This is a genomic window from Microbacterium sp. Ld4 (genome assembly GCF_045066555.1).
GTDB lineage: Bacteria > Actinomycetota > Actinomycetes > Actinomycetales > Microbacteriaceae > Microbacterium.
The window spans coordinates 146494-163073 of record NZ_JBISHE010000010.1; the positions used below are offsets into that span (position 1 = coordinate 146494).

The 16580-nt window shown below is 70.5% G+C and carries 15 protein-coding genes; 10 read left to right on the forward strand and 5 right to left on the reverse strand.

What is annotated here, in order from left to right; all coding sequences use genetic code 11:
• Positions 1 to 138 precede the first annotated feature (138 nt).
• Positions 139 to 537 (forward strand): histidine kinase, encoded by a 399-nt coding sequence (locus tag ACJJV7_RS06435; RefSeq protein ID WP_405373255.1) that lies wholly within the window; start codon positions 139 to 141, stop codon positions 535 to 537.
• A gap of 6 nt (positions 538 to 543) precedes the next feature.
• Here the strand turns inward: ACJJV7_RS06435 and bcp are convergent, their stop codons facing one another.
• Genes bcp through aroA form a run of 3 tightly spaced genes read right to left on the reverse strand, consistent with a single transcriptional unit; the run spans position 544 to position 3385 of the window.
• Positions 544 to 1008, reverse strand: coding sequence for a thioredoxin-dependent thiol peroxidase (gene bcp / locus ACJJV7_RS06440; protein ID WP_405373257.1), 465 nt, complete (start codon positions 1006 to 1008; stop codon positions 544 to 546).
• 29 nt (positions 1009 to 1037) lie between these two features.
• Positions 1038 to 2072, reverse strand: coding sequence for a ribosome small subunit-dependent GTPase A (gene rsgA, locus ACJJV7_RS06445; protein ID WP_405373259.1), 1035 nt, complete (start codon positions 2070 to 2072; stop codon positions 1038 to 1040).
• Positions 2069 to 3385 (reverse strand): 3-phosphoshikimate 1-carboxyvinyltransferase, encoded by a 1317-nt coding sequence (aroA, locus tag ACJJV7_RS06450; protein WP_405373260.1) that lies wholly within the window; start codon positions 3383 to 3385, stop codon positions 2069 to 2071. The genes rsgA and aroA overlap by 4 nt, the downstream gene beginning before the upstream one ends.
• Positions 3386 to 3529: 144 nt before the next feature.
• On the opposite strand from aroA, the gene ACJJV7_RS06455 reads away from it, so the two are divergent.
• Genes ACJJV7_RS06455 through ACJJV7_RS06475 form a run of 5 tightly spaced genes read left to right on the forward strand, consistent with a single transcriptional unit; the run spans position 3530 to position 6661 of the window.
• Positions 3530 to 4099, forward strand: a complete 570-nt coding sequence (locus tag ACJJV7_RS06455; RefSeq protein WP_405373262.1) for a hypothetical protein — start codon at positions 3530 to 3532, stop codon at positions 4097 to 4099.
• A 16-nt stretch (positions 4100 to 4115) separates the two neighbouring features.
• The gene (locus ACJJV7_RS06460; RefSeq protein ID WP_405373263.1) at positions 4116 to 4835 is read left to right on the forward strand and encodes a response regulator transcription factor; all 720 of its coding nucleotides are present in this window, start codon (positions 4116 to 4118) and stop codon (positions 4833 to 4835) included.
• The gene (locus ACJJV7_RS06465) at positions 4832 to 5713 is read left to right on the forward strand and encodes a sensor histidine kinase (RefSeq protein WP_405373265.1); all 882 of its coding nucleotides are present in this window, start codon (positions 4832 to 4834) and stop codon (positions 5711 to 5713) included. The genes ACJJV7_RS06460 and ACJJV7_RS06465 overlap by 4 nt, the downstream gene beginning before the upstream one ends.
• Positions 5714 to 5765: 52 nt before the next feature.
• A complete protein-coding gene (locus ACJJV7_RS06470) occupies positions 5766 to 6419 on the forward strand; it encodes a sigma-70 family RNA polymerase sigma factor (protein ID WP_405373267.1) in 654 nt (217 codons plus the stop codon).
• Positions 6416 to 6661: a zf-HC2 domain-containing protein gene (locus ACJJV7_RS06475; RefSeq protein ID WP_405373268.1), complete on the forward strand. Its 246-nt coding sequence runs from the start codon at positions 6416 to 6418 to the stop codon at positions 6659 to 6661. The genes ACJJV7_RS06470 and ACJJV7_RS06475 overlap by 4 nt, the downstream gene beginning before the upstream one ends.
• A 70-nt stretch (positions 6662 to 6731) precedes the next feature.
• Here the strand turns inward: ACJJV7_RS06475 and ACJJV7_RS06480 are convergent, their stop codons facing one another.
• On the reverse strand, positions 6732 to 10448 hold the full coding sequence (locus ACJJV7_RS06480) for a multifunctional oxoglutarate decarboxylase/oxoglutarate dehydrogenase thiamine pyrophosphate-binding subunit/dihydrolipoyllysine-residue succinyltransferase subunit (protein WP_405373270.1): 3717 nt from the start codon (positions 10446 to 10448) through the stop codon (positions 6732 to 6734).
• A gap of 189 nt (positions 10449 to 10637) precedes the next feature.
• On the opposite strand from ACJJV7_RS06480, the gene ACJJV7_RS06485 reads away from it, so the two are divergent.
• The 3 genes from ACJJV7_RS06485 to ACJJV7_RS06495 all read left to right on the forward strand — a co-directional run bounded on the left by ACJJV7_RS06485 (position 10638) and on the right by ACJJV7_RS06495 (position 14583).
• Positions 10638 to 12092 (forward strand): GuaB1 family IMP dehydrogenase-related protein, encoded by a 1455-nt coding sequence (locus ACJJV7_RS06485; protein WP_405373271.1) that lies wholly within the window; start codon positions 10638 to 10640, stop codon positions 12090 to 12092.
• Positions 12093 to 12202: 110 nt separating this feature from the next.
• Positions 12203 to 13531, forward strand: coding sequence for a hemolysin family protein (locus tag ACJJV7_RS06490; RefSeq protein ID WP_405373273.1), 1329 nt, complete (start codon positions 12203 to 12205; stop codon positions 13529 to 13531).
• Positions 13528 to 14583 carry a hemolysin family protein gene (locus tag ACJJV7_RS06495; protein ID WP_405373275.1) on the forward strand — a complete coding sequence of 352 codons (1056 nt, stop codon included), beginning with the start codon at positions 13528 to 13530 and terminating at the stop codon, positions 14581 to 14583. Before ACJJV7_RS06490 ends, ACJJV7_RS06495 begins: the two co-directional genes overlap by 4 nt.
• 65 nt (positions 14584 to 14648) lie before the next feature.
• Here ACJJV7_RS06495 and ACJJV7_RS06500 read toward each other — a convergent pair whose 3' ends face one another.
• A complete protein-coding gene (locus tag ACJJV7_RS06500) occupies positions 14649 to 15722 on the reverse strand; it encodes an NADH:flavin oxidoreductase/NADH oxidase (protein ID WP_405373277.1) in 1074 nt (357 codons plus the stop codon).
• 40 nt (positions 15723 to 15762) lie between these two features.
• Between ACJJV7_RS06500 and ACJJV7_RS06505 the strand changes: the two genes are divergently transcribed.
• The gene (locus ACJJV7_RS06505) at positions 15763 to 16572 is read left to right on the forward strand and encodes an NAD(P)H-hydrate dehydratase (RefSeq protein WP_405373279.1); all 810 of its coding nucleotides are present in this window, start codon (positions 15763 to 15765) and stop codon (positions 16570 to 16572) included.
• The last annotated feature ends 8 nt before the right edge of the window (positions 16573 to 16580 follow it).

Below are 16580 nucleotides of genomic sequence, written 5' to 3' on the forward strand. Positions count from 1 at the left end.
CCCTGAAGTGGTGTGCGAGCAGAACGCTCGCCCCACGGCGCTGTGGGAGCACATTTGCCCTCTTATAGTCCCATGCTCCGGCATGTGAATCAAGGGTTAACGGAGTATTTCGCGCGGCAACGCGCGTGGAGGACGAACGTGCAGACGACCGGTACCGAACGGACGGGTGCGGCCTACCTCGCGCTGGAGGCCCTCGGAGTCGCCGCGCTGGCCGCTTGGCAGCTCGTGGCGCTCGTCAGCGGGGACACGGATTCGATCGCCAGTTCGGTGGCGCTTCTCGCGCTGACCGCCGTCGCCGCAGCCGCTGTCACGGCCTTCGCGGTCGCCGTATGGCGGGGCGGATCGTGGGGCCGCTCGGGCGGGATCGTCGTGCAGCTGCTGATCCTCGCCGTCGCCGGCGGCTCGCTGACCGGCCCGGACGGCGACCCCGCCACGGCGGCGGCGATCGCCCTCCCCGGGCTCGTGGGATTCGTCGTGCTCATCGCCGCGGCCCGCGCCGCCGCGGGGCGGGAGCGGGTCGAGCCCCGCGAGGACTGATCCGCGTCAGGCGCCGAGCAGGCTGCGGATGCGGGCGACGTGTCCGGTCGCCTTCACGTTGTAGAGGGCGTGGCTGACCGCTCCGTCTTCGTCGATGACCACCGTCGAGCGGATGACGCCCTCGACGACCTTGCCGTAGTTCATCTTCTCGCCCCACGCCCCGTAGGCCTCGTGGACGGCGTGATCGGGGTCGCTCAGGAGGTCGTACGTCAGCCCGTCGCGCTCCCGGAACTCGCGCAGCTTCGAGGGCTCGTCGCGTGAGATGCCGATGACGGTGTACCCGGCGCTCTGCAGCGGCGCGAGACTGTCGCGGAAGTCGCAGGCCTCGGTCGTGCACCCGGGCGTCATCGCGGCGGGGTAGAAGAACGCGATCACACGGCGACCGCGGAAGTCGCTCAGCGCGACCGGAGCGTCGTCCTGATTCGTGAGGGAGAAGGCGGGTGCGGCGGAACCGGATTCGAGGCGAGGCATCCGTCGATTGTAGGGCGCTCCGTTATGCGTCAGGCGAAGGTCGTGAGGAGGCGCTGGAGCGAATCGAGACGCGCGGCGCCGCGCTCGCCCAGGCGTCCTTCGGCCACTGCGTCCATAAGAGCGCAGTCGGGTGCGTCGGGAAGGTGCGTGCAGCCTCGAGGGCATTCCAGGGCGATCTCGGCAAGATCGGTGTAGGCCCGGAGGATGTTCGCGGGATCCACGTGACCGAGACCGAACGAGCGCACGCCCGGAGTGTCGATGACCCAGCCCTTGCCCGAGGGGCCGACGTAGCGGAGCGACACGGCGGAGCTCGACGTGTGCCGGCCGCGACCGGTGACCTCGTTGACGTGTCCCGTCGCGCGCAGCGCGTGGGGGACCAGGGCGTTCACGAGCGTGGATTTGCCCACGCCCGAATGGCCCACGAAGACGGTGGAGTGACCCGCGAGACGCTCGCCGATCAGTTCGACGGGCATGGTCTCGCGGCCGCTCGTGAACACCTCGAGGTCATCGAGCCCCTCGAAGTGCCGCAGGAAGGCGGTCGGGTCGGCCAAGTCGGTCTTGGTCACCACGAGCATCGGATGCATGCCGGCGTCGAGCGCCGCGATGAGGTAGCGGTCGACCAGTCGGGGGCGAGGCTCGGGATCGGCGGCGGCGACCACGACCAGCATCTGGTCGGCGTTCGCCACGATGCTCCGCTCGACGTGATCGGTGTCGTCGGCGCTGCGGCGCAGGATCGACGTGCGTTCGAGGATGCCGACGATGCGGCCCAGAGTTCCGTCCTCGCCCGTCGTGTCGCCCACGACGCGCGCGCGATCGCCGTTGACGATCGGCTGCTTGCGCAGCTCGCGGGCCCGCGAGGCGAGGATCTGATGCTCGTTCGGCCCGTCCTCGTCGATCAGGACCGTGTACCTGCCCCGGTCGACGCCCAGGACGCGCGCGATCTGCGCGTCCGCGTGTGCGGGGCGACGCTTGGTCCGCGGACGGTTCGCCTTCGGGTTCGGGCGAGCCCGGAAGCCCGCCTCGTAGTCGACGTCGTCATCGTCGTCGTCGCCGAGCCAGCTCACGCGAGCATGTCCGACCAGAGGCGCGGGAACTCGGGCATGGTCTTCGCGGTGGTGCCGATGTCGTCGATCTCCACGCCGGGCACGCGCAGGCCGATGACGGCTCCGGCGGTCGCGATGCGGTGATCGTGATGCGCGCGCCACAGGCCGCCCGCGAGCGGCCGGGGCACGACGCGGATGCCGTCGGGCTGCTCCTCCGCTTCGCCGCCGAGCGCGCGCAGATTGCCGACGAGGGCAGCGATGCGATCGGTCTCGTGGCCTCGGATGTGACCGATGCCGTGGAAGGTCGAGGGAGTGTCCGCGAAGGCGGCGAGGGCGAAGAGGGTGGGCGTCAGCTCGCTGGCGGCGGAGAGGTCGAGGTCGACGCCCATGATGCCGTCGCCGGCCGCGACGGTAAGTGCGCCCCCGCGGCGACTGACGCGGGCGCCCATCACGGGAAGGATGTCGGCCAGAAGTGCCCCGGGCTGCGTGGAGTGCGCGGGCCAGCCGGGGATGGTGACCGATCCGCCGGTCAGCATCGCGGCGACGAGGAAGGGCGCCGCGTTGGACAGGTCCGGCTCGATCGCCACCTCCTTGCCCCGGAGGGGGCCGGCGGGCACGAGCCACTCGTTCGGGTTCGGGTGCTCGACGTGCACGCCCCGGCGGGCGAGCGCGTCGACGGTCATCTCGATGTGGGGCAGGCTCGGCAGCTTCTCGCCCGCGTGGACGAGGCGCAGCCCCACATCGAAACGCGCCGCCGCGAGCAGCAGGCCGGAGACGAACTGGCTCGACTGGCTTGCGTCGATCGTGACCTCGCCGCCGCGCACGTGGCCGTGGCCGCGCACGTCGAAGGGGAGCGACCAGCTGCCGCCGTCGTCGATGTCGGCGCCGACCTCGCGGAGCGCGTGGATCATCGCGCCCATGGGGCGGTGGAGGGCGGTCTCGTGCGCCGTGACGTGGACGTCGCCGACCGCGAGTCCGGCGAGGGGCGCGATGAATCGCATCACGGTGCCCGCCTGGCCGCAGTCGATGGTCACCCCGCCCGAGAAGCGCGAGGGAGGGGTGACTTCGAGGTCGGGACCGAACGGTCCGTCACCGGGGATCCGCTCCACGGTGACCCCGAGGACCGCGAGCGCGTCGACCATTCGGGCCGAGTCGTCGGAGTGCAGGGCTCCGGTCAGCAGGCTCGGTCCGTCGGCGAGTGCGGAGAGCACGAGTTCGCGATTGGTCAGCGACTTCGACCCCGGCACGGAGACGGTGGCGGTGACGGGCACGTCGGGGGTCGGCGCGGCCCATCGAGCGCCGGGTGCGGGCAGGGAAGCGGAGTCGCTGGTCATCAACCACAACACTAACGAATAGGCGGGTCTTCGCCCCTCGATCCCTCTCGCGGACGGCGGATGTCGTGCGCCGATCCGACGGTGTCGCGAAGTTGCGACAGCCCCGCGACGATCCCGCGACATCCGCCCCCTAACGTGAGTGTCATGAACACGACATCGCCCTTCCTCACCGGTCGCCGTCTCACCCTCGTCGCCGCGGTGGCCGCCGGCATCATCGCCCTGGGCGGCTGCAGCGTCGCGGTCACCGACCCCACCCCGGCGGCGTCTTCGTCCGGCGCGGGCGTCCCGGCTCCGGCCGCGACGGGGTCCGCGTCCGACCCGGTCGAGACGAACGACCCCACCGATGGCGGCTCGCCGGCACCGGTCGACGAGGCCATCCGCGAGCGGTTGAACCGCGGTGTGCTCGAAGCGTCGGTGTCGCAGAACCTCACCTGCGAGGGCGGCGAGTTCGTCGTCGGTGACAACGCCGACGGCATGATCGTCAACGTCAGCGGCGACTGCTCCCGCGTCGTCGTGCAGGCCGATGCGGGTGCGGTGCTTCTGCCCGCCGTCTCGGACCTCGTGATCGAAGGTGACGGCGCGGTCGTGGTCGTCGCCTCCGCCGACACCGTGACGCTGACCCCCGATGCCGACATCAACCTGGTGGGCTGGGAGAGCGGGACCCCGGTCGTGACCGACGGTGGCGTCTCCAACGTCACGACCCCCATCGGCTGACGGATACGATCCCGCCATGTCCTCCGCACCCTCGCCGAAGCTGCTGCTCGTCGACGACGAGGCATCCATCACCGACAGCCTCGGTCCCTTCCTCAGCCGCAGCGGCTTCGACGTCCGCATCGCGCCGGACGGCGCGGCCGGCCTGGACGAGGTCTCGAGGTGGCATCCCGACATCATCGTGAGCGATGTCATGATGCCCGTGCTGGACGGGCGCGAGTTCATCCGGCGCCTGCGTCGGGCGGGCGATGCGACACCGGCGATCCTCCTCACGCGCGTCGGGGAGTCGGGGGAGCGGTCCGCAGCCCTCGAGGAGGGGGCCGACGACTACCTCAACAAGCCCTTCGATCCGCAGGAGCTCGTCGCACGGGCGCGCGCCGTGCTCCGGAGGGTGGCCGCGGGAGCGGCGGACCTGGTGACCGCCGAGTCGCTCGCCGCCGACCAGATGCGGATCGACCGCCCCTCGCGGCGCGTGTGGATCGGCCGGGCGGAGGTCGCTCTGACGCCGAAGGCGTTCCAGCTGCTCGAGTTCCTCATGTCGCGCCCGGCCGAGGTCCACTCGCGCGAGCGTCTGCTCGCAGCCGTCTGGGGATTCGACTTCGCCGCGCACACCCGGGCGGTCGATCATCGCATCGCGGAGATCCGCGCCGCCCTGGGCGACGACGCCGGTGCGCCGCGCTACATCGAGACCGTCTCGGGCGTCGGCTACCGCTTCCTGCCTTCGGTGCGCCGGGCATGAGGGCGCGCGAGATCGCCGCGTTCGCGCCCGCGATCGTCCTCGTCGCGGCATCCGGCGTGCTGCTCGCCCTCGACCGGCGCGACGTCGTGATCACGACCCGGCTCGGCGCGCTGGTGCTCGCTGCGGGCGCCGCCGCCGCTCTTGCGGCCGCTTTCCTCATCGCGTGGCGGGTGCATGGCCGCCGCCGCGCTGCCGCTGCCGCGGCGGCATCCCGCGACCGGGCCGCCGGGGAGCACCGCCGCTTCCTCGACCGCCTCGACCACGAGCTGAAGAACCCCGTGACCGCGATCCGGGCCGCCGTCGCGATGAGCGCGGACGCGACGCCCCACCTGGCGACGATCGATGCGCAGACCGCGCGTCTATCCCACCTCGTGGCCGACCTCCGGAAGCTGTCCGAGCTCCAGACGGCGCCGATCGAACGCGTGGCGGTCGACGTGTCCGCCCTCGTGGCGGAGGTCGCCGACGCGATCGAAGACGCCCACGGCCGGACGGTCTCCGTCGTGCTGCCGCAGGCGCCCTGGCCTCTCCCGGTCGTCTCAGGCGATCCCGATCTCCTGTTCGTCGCGGTCTTCAACGTCGTGTCGAATTCCGTCAAGTACTCCGAGCCGGGCGACGCGATCGAGGTGCGCGGGTCGGAGCGCGGCGGCCGCGTCGTCATCGACGTCGCCGACACCGGACGAGGGATCCCGGATGCCGACCTGGCGGGCGTGTTCGACGAACTCACGCGCGCCGGCAACGCACGCGACCGGCCCGGGAGCGGTCTCGGTCTCGCCCTCGTCCGCACCATCGTCGACCGGCACGGGGGAGCGGTCGGTGTCGTGTCGCAGGAGGGCAGAGGCACCCGCGTCACGCTGGAGCTGCCCCGGTCACGGGAATAGCCGGGAGCGACCCTGTGTTCTGACTGTGAGACAGCGACAGGGAAGGAGCTCGATGATCGCGACGATGGACCCACCTGATCTCGCAGAGTGGGCGGACGTAGACTGGCGCACGATGAACGATCGAGCGGCAGACGACCCGCGTACCCAATTCGAGGAGCAGGCGCTCCCCTTCATGGACCAGCTCTATGCGGCGGGGATGCGCATGACGCGCAATCCCGCGGATGCAGCGGACCTGGTTCAGGAGACGTTCGTCAAGGCGTTCGCCGCCTGGGCCTCCTTCACCCAGGGGACCAATCTCAAGGCGTGGCTCTACCGCATCCTGACGAACACGTACATCAACACGTATCGCAAGAAGCAGCGTGAGCCCTACCAGGGCACGATCGACGACCTCGAGGACTGGCAGCTCGGCGGTGCCGAGTCGACCACCGCGTCATCGGCCCGATCGGCCGAGGCCGAGGCGATCGATCACATGCCGGCATCCGTCGTGAAAGACGCGCTGCAGAGCCTCCCTGAAGACTTCCGACTCGCCGTGTACCTCGCGGACGTCGAAGGGTTCGCGTATCAAGAGATCGCGGACATCATGAAAACCCCCATCGGCACCGTCATGAGCCGTCTGCACCGTGGCAGACGACAGCTTCGTGACCTGCTGTCCGACTATGCGAAAGAGCGTGGCATCGACGTGCCCGCCACAAGGAGCGCGAAATGACCGACTGCGGCTGCAGCAAGGCCCGCAAAGACCTGGAGGAGTACCTCCGGAACGAAGTGTGCAAAACCCAGCACTCCGACATCGCCGAGCACCTCAAGAACTGCCCCGCGTGCCGCGATGAGGCGCTCGTCGCCACCACGCTGACGAGCGTCGTCGCTCGAGCGTGCAAGGAGACGGCGCCCGAGGAGCTGCGCGACCAGGTCCTCGCGCGTCTGCGCGCCGAGCAGGCGACGCACCACTAGCGCGCGAGGACGACCGGTACACGCAGAAGCGGCGCGAGGCGAAAGCCCCGCGCCGCTTCTGCGTGTCGGATCAGAGCGCGAACGACTCTTCGACGATCGCGGCCTGCTCGCGGGCGTGCACCTTGGGCGAGCCGGTCGCCGTCGACGCCGCTGCGGCGCGCGAGATGCGACGGACCGTGCGCCCGTGGAGGTGCTTGACCGTCTCGAGGGCGATGAAGGGCCATGCGCCCTGGTTCTCCGGCTCCTCCTGGACCCACACCAGCTCCGCGTTCGGGTAGCTGTCGAGGACCGCGTTGAGCTCGTCGACCGGAGCCGGGTAGTACTGCTCCATCCGCACCAGCGCGACCTGGTCGTTCGGGTTCTTGTCGAGCTCCGCCCGGAGGTCCCAGTGGATCTTGCCGGCGTGGAGCAGCACGCGCTTCACGGCGGAGCGGTCGAGCTCGCGGGCATCGTCGATGATCGGCTCGAAGCGTCCCTCGAGGAAGTCCTCCACCGGGCTGGTCGCGCTCCGCAGCCGCAGCATCGCCTTCGGGGTGAAGACGATCAGCGGGCGACGGGGCCGCGCGTAGGCCTGGCGGCGCAGCAGGTGGAAGTACGACGCGGGGGTGGAGGGACGGGCGACCGTCATGTTGTCCTGCGCGCACATCTGCAGGTAGCGCTCGATGCGCGCCGACGAGTGGTCGGGTCCCTGGCCCTCGTAGCCGTGGGGGAGCAGGAGGACGACGCCGGACTGCTGACCCCACTTCTGCTCGGCCGACGAGATGAACTCGTCGATCACGGACTGGGCGCCGTTGGCGAAGTCGCCGAACTGCGCCTCCCAGAGGGTCAGCGTGTCGGCGCGTTCGACCGAGTAGCCGTACTCGAAGGCCATCGCCGCGTACTCGCTGAGGAGCGAGTCGTAGACGTAGAACTTGCCCTGGTTGTCGCTGAGGTTGGCCAGCGGCAGCCACTCCTGGCCGTTCGACCGGTCGTGGAGCACCGAGTGGCGCTGCACGAAGGTGCCGCGGCGGACGTCCTGACCGGCGAGGCGGACGTTCGAGCCCTCCGCGAGCACCGAGCCGAAGGCGAGCAGCTCGCCGAAGCTCCAGTCGATCTTGCCGGTGCGGCTCATGTCGCGGCGCTTCTCGAGCAGCTGCTGGAGCTTGGCGTGCACGGTGAAGCCCTCGGGCTTGTTGATGAACGCGTCGCCGATCCGCTCGATCAGCTCACGGCTGACGCCGGTCGTCTCGGGCTGGCCCGAGGCGGGAGCCTCGACCTCGGCCGCATCGGCGGCCGACACGACCGGCGACGTGCCCGTCTCGGCGGCGTGCGTCTCGGCGAAGGCGATCTCGAGGCGGTTCTGGAAGTCCTGCTTCGCCTTGTCGTACTCCTCCTCGGTGATGTCACCTCGTCCGACGAGCGATTCGGTGTAGAGCTTGCGGACCGAGCGCTTCGCCTCGATCAGGTTCGTCATCAGCGGCTGAGTCATCGAGGGGTCATCGCCCTCGTTGTGACCGCGTCGGCGGTAGCAGACGAGGTCGATGACCACGTCGCGGTTGAACTTCTGGCGGTACCGGAACGCGAGCTCGGCCACGTGCACGACGGCCTCGGGGTCGTCACCGTTCACATGGAAGATCGGCGCCTGGATCGTCTTGGCGACGTCGGTGGCGTAGATCGAGGTGCGCGCATCGAGCGGCAGCGTGGTGAACCCGAGCTGGTTGTTGACCACGACGTGCACGGTGCCACCGGTGCGGTAGCCGCGCAGGCGGGACATCTGCAGCGTCTCCATGACGACGCCCTGGCCGGCGAAGGCGGCGTCGCCGTGGACGAGGATCGGCAGCCACGAGAACGAGCCGATGGGGAGGCGGTCCTGCTTCGCGCGGACGATGCCCTCGAGCACGCCGTCGACGGTCTCGAGGTGCGACGGGTTGGCGGCCAGGTAGACCGGCAGCTCTTCGCCGCCGTCGGCGACGAAGGTGCCCTTCGTGCCGAGGTGGTACTTCACATCGCCGGACCCGCTCTTCGAGCCGATCGCGACGGAGCCTTCGAACTCGCGGAAGATCTGGCTGTAGGTCTTGCCGGCGACGTTGGTGAGCACGTTGAGGCGGCCGCGGTGGGCCATGGCGATCGCCGCGCCGTCGAGGCCCTCGGTGGCCGCGCCCTGCAGGATCTGGTCGAGGAGGGGGACGAGCGACTCGCCGCCTTCGAGGCTGAAGCGCTTCTGCCCGACGTACTTGGTCTGCAGGAAGGTCTCGAAGGCCTCGGCCTCGTTGAGCTTGCCGAGGACGCGGAGCTGCTCGTCGTGACCGGGCTTCTGGTACTTGACCTCGAGGTTGTCCTGGAACCACTTGCGCTGCTCGGGGTCCTGGATGTGCATGTACTCGATGCCGACGGTGCGGCAGTAGGAGTCGCGGAGGATCCCGAGGATGTCGCGGAGCTTCATGGTGCGCTTGCCGCCGAAGCCGTTCGTGACGAATTCGCGGTCGAGGTCCCAGAAGGTGAGGCCGTGGTTCTCGATCTCGAGGTCGGGGTGGGTGCGCTGGACGTACTCGAGCGGATCGATGTCGGCCATCATGTGGCCGCGGACGCGGAAGGAGTTGATGAGCTCCTGCACGCGAGCGGTCTTGTCGACGCGCTCGGCGATGTCGACCTTGATGTCGCTCGACCAGCGGATGGGGGAGTACGGGATGCGGAGGGCGGAGAAGATGCCCTCGTAGAAGCCCGACTGACCGATGAGCAGCTGGTGCACGATCTTCAGGAACTCGCCCGAGCCGGCACCCTGGATGACACGGTGGTCGTAGGTGCTCGTGAGGGTGATCGTCTTGCCGATGCCGAGCTCGCCGAGGGTCTTCTCGCTCGACCCCTGGAACTCCGCGGGGTAGTCCAGCGCGCCGGCGCCGATGATGCAGCCCTGGCCCTTCATGAGGCGCGGGACGGAGTGGACGGTCCCGATGCCGCCGGGGTTGGTCAGCGAGACCGTCGTCCCCTGGAAGTCGGCGGCGGTGAGCTTGTTCTTGCGGGCACGCTGGACGAGGTCCTCGTAGGCGGAGAGGTACTCGCCGAACGACAGCGATTCGGCGCGCTTGATCGACGGGACCATGAGCGCGCGCGTGCCGTCGGGCTTCGGCAGGTCGATCGCGATGCCCAGGTTGATGTGCGCGGGGGCGACGACCGACGGCTTGCCGTCGACCTCGGCGTAGAACACGTTCTGCGTCGGGAAGGCCTTGAGAGCCTGGATGAGCGCCCAGCCGATCAGGTGGGTGAAGCTGACCTTGCCGCCGCGGGTGCGGGACATGTGGTTGTTGATGACGATGCGGTTGTCGATCATCAGCTTCGCCGGGATGGTGCGGACGCTGGTCGCGGTGGGGACGGTCAGCGACTCGTCCATGTTCGCGGCGAGGGTCTTCGGCAGTCCGCGGAGCGGGGTGACGACGTCTTCGCCGGCCGCCTCGGCCGCAGCGGGCGAGGCCTTCGGTGCGTCGGCCGGGATCGGCTGCGGCGCGGCAGGGCGGGCCGTGGTGCGCGCCACGGGCTGGCCGGTGCCCTCGGCCTGCGGAGCCGGTGCGGCGGGCGCCGGCGCGCTGGGCTCATCCGCTGCGGGAGCGGGGGCGGACGGGGCAGCGGCAGGGGGAGCGGATGCTGCGGGGGCGTCGCCTTCGGGCGTGTACGCCTCGAGGATCGGCCACCATTCCTTGTCGACGGAGTTCTTGTCGCGGCTGTACTGGTCGTACAGCTCGGCGACGAGCCATTCATTGGCTCCGAATTCCCCATCGTTCGTCGTTCCCACGCCGGTCGCCTGACTGGACACGGATGCGCCTGCTTTCGTCGTTGACGTTCAGAATGTGCGCTGCCCGCGCGGCGTTGCGCACAGAGATCAAGGGTATCCCAGGTTGGGTGGCTCCTGTCCGCCCACTATGGGTGGCGGGCGGCTTCCCCGGCCGGATGGGCGGCGGGGGAGCGGGCGCCACGGGCAGGGCGCGGTGGGTAGCGTGGGAGCATGCGATTCTCCGGAGAGCGTCCCGCCGTCGATCTGACCTATTCGGACGTGTTCCTCGTTCCGCGACGGTCGGCCATCTCGAGCCGCCTGGACGTCGACCTCTCCCCGCGCGACGGCACGACTGCGACCCTGCCGCTCGTCGCCTCGAACATGAACTCCGTGACCGGGCCGCGCCTGGCGGCATCCCTCGCCCGTCGCGGCGGGCTGGCCGTGCTGCCGCAGGACATGCCCCTGCAGGACGTCGATGCGGCGATCCGATGGGTGAAGGACCAGCCGGTCGCGTGGGACACCCCGCTCATCCTTCCGCCCGAGGCATCGGTGGCCGATGCAGCCGCGCTCCTTCCCCCGGCGGTCGGGCACGGCATCGTGGTCGCACCGGGCGGCCCTCGCGTGCACAGCGACGACATCCTGGGCGTGGTGACGGCCGAGCGGCTCGCGACCGCGCTTCCCGACGCGCGGCTCGGCGACCTCGTCCGCGGGCGCGCGGTGTCGATCGACGCAGACGACGTCGACTCCGCCCGCGCGGCCTTCGACCTGCTGGTCTCAGCGGATGCCGAGATCGCCACCGTCCTGCACCACGGATACCTTGTCGGCACCCTCTCGCAGCGCACGGCGCTGCGCGGGTCGCTCTACCGCCCATCGGTCGACGCGAACGGCAGGCTGGTCGTCGCGGCGGCCGTCGGGATCAACGGCGACGTGGGCGCGAAAGCGGCCGCGCTCGCCGCCGCGGGTGTCGACGTCCTCGTGGTCGACACCGCCCACGGGCACCAGGAGAGCATGATCCGCGCCCTGAAGACGGTCTCGGCGCTGAAGCTCGAACTGCCGATCGTCGCCGGCAACATCGTCACCGCCGAGGGCGTCGTCGATCTCGTCGAGGCGGGCGCTACCATCGTGAAGGTCGGCGTCGGACCGGGTGCGATGTGCACCACCCGCATGATGACCGCGGTCGGCCGGCCGCAGTTCTCCGCCGTCCTCGAGACGGCGGAGGCCGCGCACGCCACGGGCGCCCACGTCTGGGCCGACGGCGGCGTGCGCTACCCGAGGGATGTCGCGCTCGCCCTCGCCGCCGGCGCGGCATCCGTCATGATCGGGTCGTGGTTCGCGGGGACGATCGAGGCGCCCGGACAGCTGCGCTCGGATGCCGAGGGGCGCATCTTCAAGGAGTCGTGGGGAATGGCGTCGACCAAGGCCGTGCAAGGGCGCTTCGAGCGCCTCGACGCCTACGAGCGAGCCCGCAAGGAGCTCTTCGCCGAGGGGATCTCGTCATCGCGCATCTACCTCGATCCGCTCCGGCCGAGCGTCGAGGACCTCGTCGACATGATCACGTCGGGCGTGCGGTCCTCGTTCACCTACGCCGGGGCATCGACCGTTCCCGAGTTCCACGAGCGCGCAACGGTCGGCCTGCAGTCGGCGGCGGGGTACGAAGAAGGCAAGGCCCTTCCCGTCAGCTGGTGAGCTGCCGCGGAGGGCCCCGCGTGCCGTAAGATCGAGCGCACAATGGACGACCCTCCCAGTAGACCCTCGCCCCACCGATCCTTCTTCCCGCTGAGCGGGGGTGACGTCTGATGGATTACGTCATGTTGGGCGTGGGGCTCCTGCTCACGGTCGGCACCGGACTCTTCGTCGCGAGCGAGTTCGCGCTGGTCAATCTCGACCGCGCCGACCTCGAAGCCCGCCAGGCTGCGGGTGAGACCCGTCTGTCGCTGACGATCAATGCCCTGCGGATCACCTCGACGCATCTGTCGAGTGCGCAGCTGGGCATCACCCTGACGACGCTCCTCACCGGTTACACGATGGAGCCCGCGCTCTCGAATCTGATGAGCCCGCTGTTCACCGCCGTGGGGATCCCCGACGAGGCGGCCCGGCCCATCTCGACGGTCGTGGCCATCACGATCGCCACGGTCTTCTCGATGATCATCGGCGAGCTCGTCCCCAAGAACTTCGCGCTGGCCGTTCCCCGCCAGACCGCCAAGCTCGTGATCGGCTTCCAGACCGTCTTCACGACGGTCTTCCGTCCGGCGATCGTGGTCCTCAACGGCAGTGCGAACGGCGTGCTCCGGTCGATGGGCATCGAGCCGAAGGAGGAGCTCTCGGGTGCGCGCACCGCCGAGGAGCTGTCGAGCCTCGTGCGGCGCTCGGCGAGCGCGGGCGTGCTCGAGGAGGACACGGCGTCGCTGCTCGATCGCACGCTGACCTTCTCTCGCCTGACCACCGCCGATGTGATGACCCCGCGCCCGAGCGTCCACGCCCTCGCGGCGGACGACAGCGTGGAGGACGTCATCCAGCTCGCACGTCGTACGGGCCACAGCCGCTTCCCGGTGTTCACCGAGTCGATGGACGACATCACCGGCATCGTCCACCTCAAGCAGGCCGTCTCCGTGCCGCGCGAGCGCCGCGCGGACGTTCCCGCGGCCGCGATCGCCGAGGAGCCGCTGCGGGTGCCCGAAGCCGTGCACCTCGACGGCCTCATGTCCGAGCTCCGTTCCCGTGGCTACCAGATGGCCGTCGTCGTCGACGAGTACGGCGGCACGGCGGGCGTCGTGACGCTCGAGGACCTCGTCGAGGAGATCGTCGGCGAGGTGCTCGACGAGCACGACCGCAGCCGCGCCGGCGTCGTCCGCGCGGCCGGCTCGATCATCTTCCCCGGCGACCTCCGCCCCGACGAGGTGCTCGACCGCACCGGCATCCGCGTGCCCGAAGGCGACGTCTACGACACCGTCGGCGGATTCATCATGGCCACGCTCGAGCGCATCCCCGCGGTCGGCGACGAGATCGAGATCGAGGACGGCACCATCGCCGTGCAGCGCATGGACGGTCGCCGCGTCGACCGGGTGAAGTTCGTCCCCAGTCCCGTCCCGGCAGGGGCCGAGACGGACGGGGGTGATCGCCGATGAACGACTGGGCCGGTATCGCCTGGCTGGTGGTCCTCCTGATCGCCAACGCCTTCTTCGTCGGCGCCGAGTTCGCCGTCATCTCCGCCCGCCGCTCGCAGATCGAGCCCCTCGCCGAGAAGGGGTCGCGCGCCGCGAAGACCGCGCTCTGGGCGATGGAGCACGCGACGCTCATGCTGGCGACCTGTCAGCTCGGCATCACGATCTGCTCCCTGCTGATCCTGAACGTCTCCGAGCCGGCGATCCATCACCTCCTCGCCGTCCCGCTGGAGGCATGGGGGATCCCCTACGCCGTCGTCGACGTCGTCGCCTTCGTCGTCGCGCTGCTGCTGGTCTCGTACCTGCACGTCGTCTTCGGCGAGATGGTGCCGAAGAACCTCGCGTTCTCGGTGCCGGACCGCGCCGTGCTGATGCTCGCGCCGCCGCTCGTGTGGGTGTCGCGGGTCTTCCACCCGATCATCGTCGCGCTCAACTGGATCGCCAATCACATCGTGCGGCTGTTCCGGGTGGAGCCGAAGGACGAGGCCGCCTCGACGTTCACGCTCGAGGAGGTCGCGACGATCGTCAACCAGTCGCGGCGCGAGGGCCTGCTCGACGACTCGTCGGGCGCGGTCGCCGCGGTCGTGGAGTTCACCGACAAGAAGGCCAAGGATGTCGCGGTCCCGCTGTCGGAGCTGATCACCCTCCCCGAGTCGACGACGCCCGACGAGATCGAGCGGGCCGTGGCCCGGCACGGGTTCTCGCGCTACGTCATCGTCGATGACGAGGGGATGCCGCTGGGCTACGTCCACCTCAAGGACGTGCTGCGGGCCACCGAGGGAACCGACGCCGACGCCCACGTCGGTCGCCCGATCAAGCCGAAGCGCATCCACCACATGCTGCCGATCACGGAGACCACCGACCTCGAGGACGCTCTCGCGCTGATGCGGCGCTCGAGCCGTCACCTCGCTCAGGTGCGGAACGCCGCCGGAGAGACTACTGCGGTGCTGTTCCTCGAGGACATCATCGAGGAGCTCGTCGGCGAAGTGCACGACGCCACGCGACGCCGCCTCTGACACGGACGAAGCCGCCCTCCCTCCCGCAGATGCGGCAGGGAGGGCGGCTTGTCACCGGTCGGGGGTCAGTGCCGGCGTGCGCGCTCGTACTGCGGAGGCCAGAGTGCGGCGGCATCCGTGTCGCCGAGCTCGCCCACCGCGCGGAGCCCGAAGTGCGGGTCGCGGAGCCATTCGCGACCGACCATCACGGCGTCGGCGAGACCGCCCGCCAGCACCGCTTCGGCCTGCGGGCCCGAGACGATCTCGCCCACGGCGGTGACGAACAGCCCGGTGCGCTCACGGATCTCGGCCGCGAACGGCACCTGGTAGCCGGGACCGGTCGTGATGCGCTGGTGCGCCACCAGCCCGCCGGTGGAGATGTCGATGATGTGCGCGCCGCGCTCGGCGACCCAGCCGGCCACGATCGCGGTCTCCTCGACGTTCCAGCCGCCCTCGGCCCAGTCGGTCGCCGAGAAGCGGACCGCGATGACCCGTTCGGGGGCGGCGGCCGTCACCGCCTCGACGGCGCGGAGCAGGAGGCGCGCCCGGTTCTCGAGCGACCCGCCGTAATCGTCGGTGCGCCGGTTGGACAGCGGCGAGAGGAACTGGTGCAGCAGGTAACCGTGGGCCGCATGCACCTCGATGACGTCGAAGCCGGCCTCGTCCGATCGGCGCGCCGCGTCGCCGAACCCGGAGACGACCGCGTCGATGCCGGCCTCATCGAGCGCGACGGGCTCGGCGTAGCCGTCGAAGGCCACCGCCGACGGCGCGACCGTCTGCCACCCTCCGTCTGACAGGGCAACGGATCCGCGGGCCGTGTCGAAGGGTGACCGCGTCGACGCCTTGCGGCCGGCGTGACCGAGCTGGATGCCGGCTGCCGCGCCGCGCGCGTGGACGGCGGCGACGATCGGGGCCCAGGCGTCGCGCTGCGCGTCGTTCCAGATGCCGGCGTCCTGCGGCGTGATGCGGCCCTCGGGGACGACGGCCGCCGCCTCCGCGATGACCAGGCCCGCGCCGCCGCTCGCGAACTGCGCGAGGTGCACGTGGTGCCAGTCGGCGGGCATTCCGTCGACGGAGGAGTACTGGCACATGGGCGAGACCCACAGGCGGTTGCGCACGGAGAGTCCGGCGAGGTCGAGGGGGGTGAACAACAGACTCATGGTTCTCCGTCACGAAGGGCGCCCGCAGTAGGGTGGCGCCATGGCTGGTCGCGGATGGTCGAGGGCGGACGTCGCCGCCGTGCTGTCGGAGCCAACGGCATCCGATGACAAGTATTCCCGGGGCGTGGTGGGGATCCGAACCGGGTCGACCCGGTTCCCCGGCGCCGCGGTCCTGGGAGTCGAGGCGGCGTGGCGCACGGGCGTGGGGATGGTGCGCTACCTCGGCCCGGACCGCGCGGCCGATCTGGTGCTCGCGCGCCGGCCGGAGACGGTGACCGCGCCGGGGCGCGTGCAGGCCTGGCTGATCGGGTCGGGAACGGATGCCGAATCGCGGTCGGCCGATGAGACCGGCGCGCTGCGGGAGATCCTGGCGGGCGGTGAGCCGGTCGTCGTCGATGCCGGTGCCCTCGATCTCGCCCCGGCCGCGGCCGCTCCGCTCCTGGTGACACCGCACGGCCGCGAGCATGCGGCGCTGCGGAAGAGGCTCGGACTCGCGGACGACGCCGACGCCGTCCGCGAGACGGCGGAGGCGCTCGGCGCCGTCGTCGTGCGGAAGGGCGCGCGCACCCTGATCGCCGCGCCCGGCCACGACACGATCGCGATCGACTCCCCGACGCCCTGGCTTGCGACTGCGGGGACGGGAGACGTCCTCGCCGGGATCCTCGGGGCGATGGTGGCCGGAGCGCAGGAGCACGACCTCGTCGCCCTTCAGCGGGTCGCGGCGTCGGCGGTGTGGGTGCACGGCCGTGCGGCGGCGCGCGCGGTCGCCTCCCACGGGGGCGGTCCGATCGCGGCGCTCGACGTGGCCGGGCACATCCCGGCCGTCGTCGGCGACGCTCTGCACGCCTGAACGCCGAA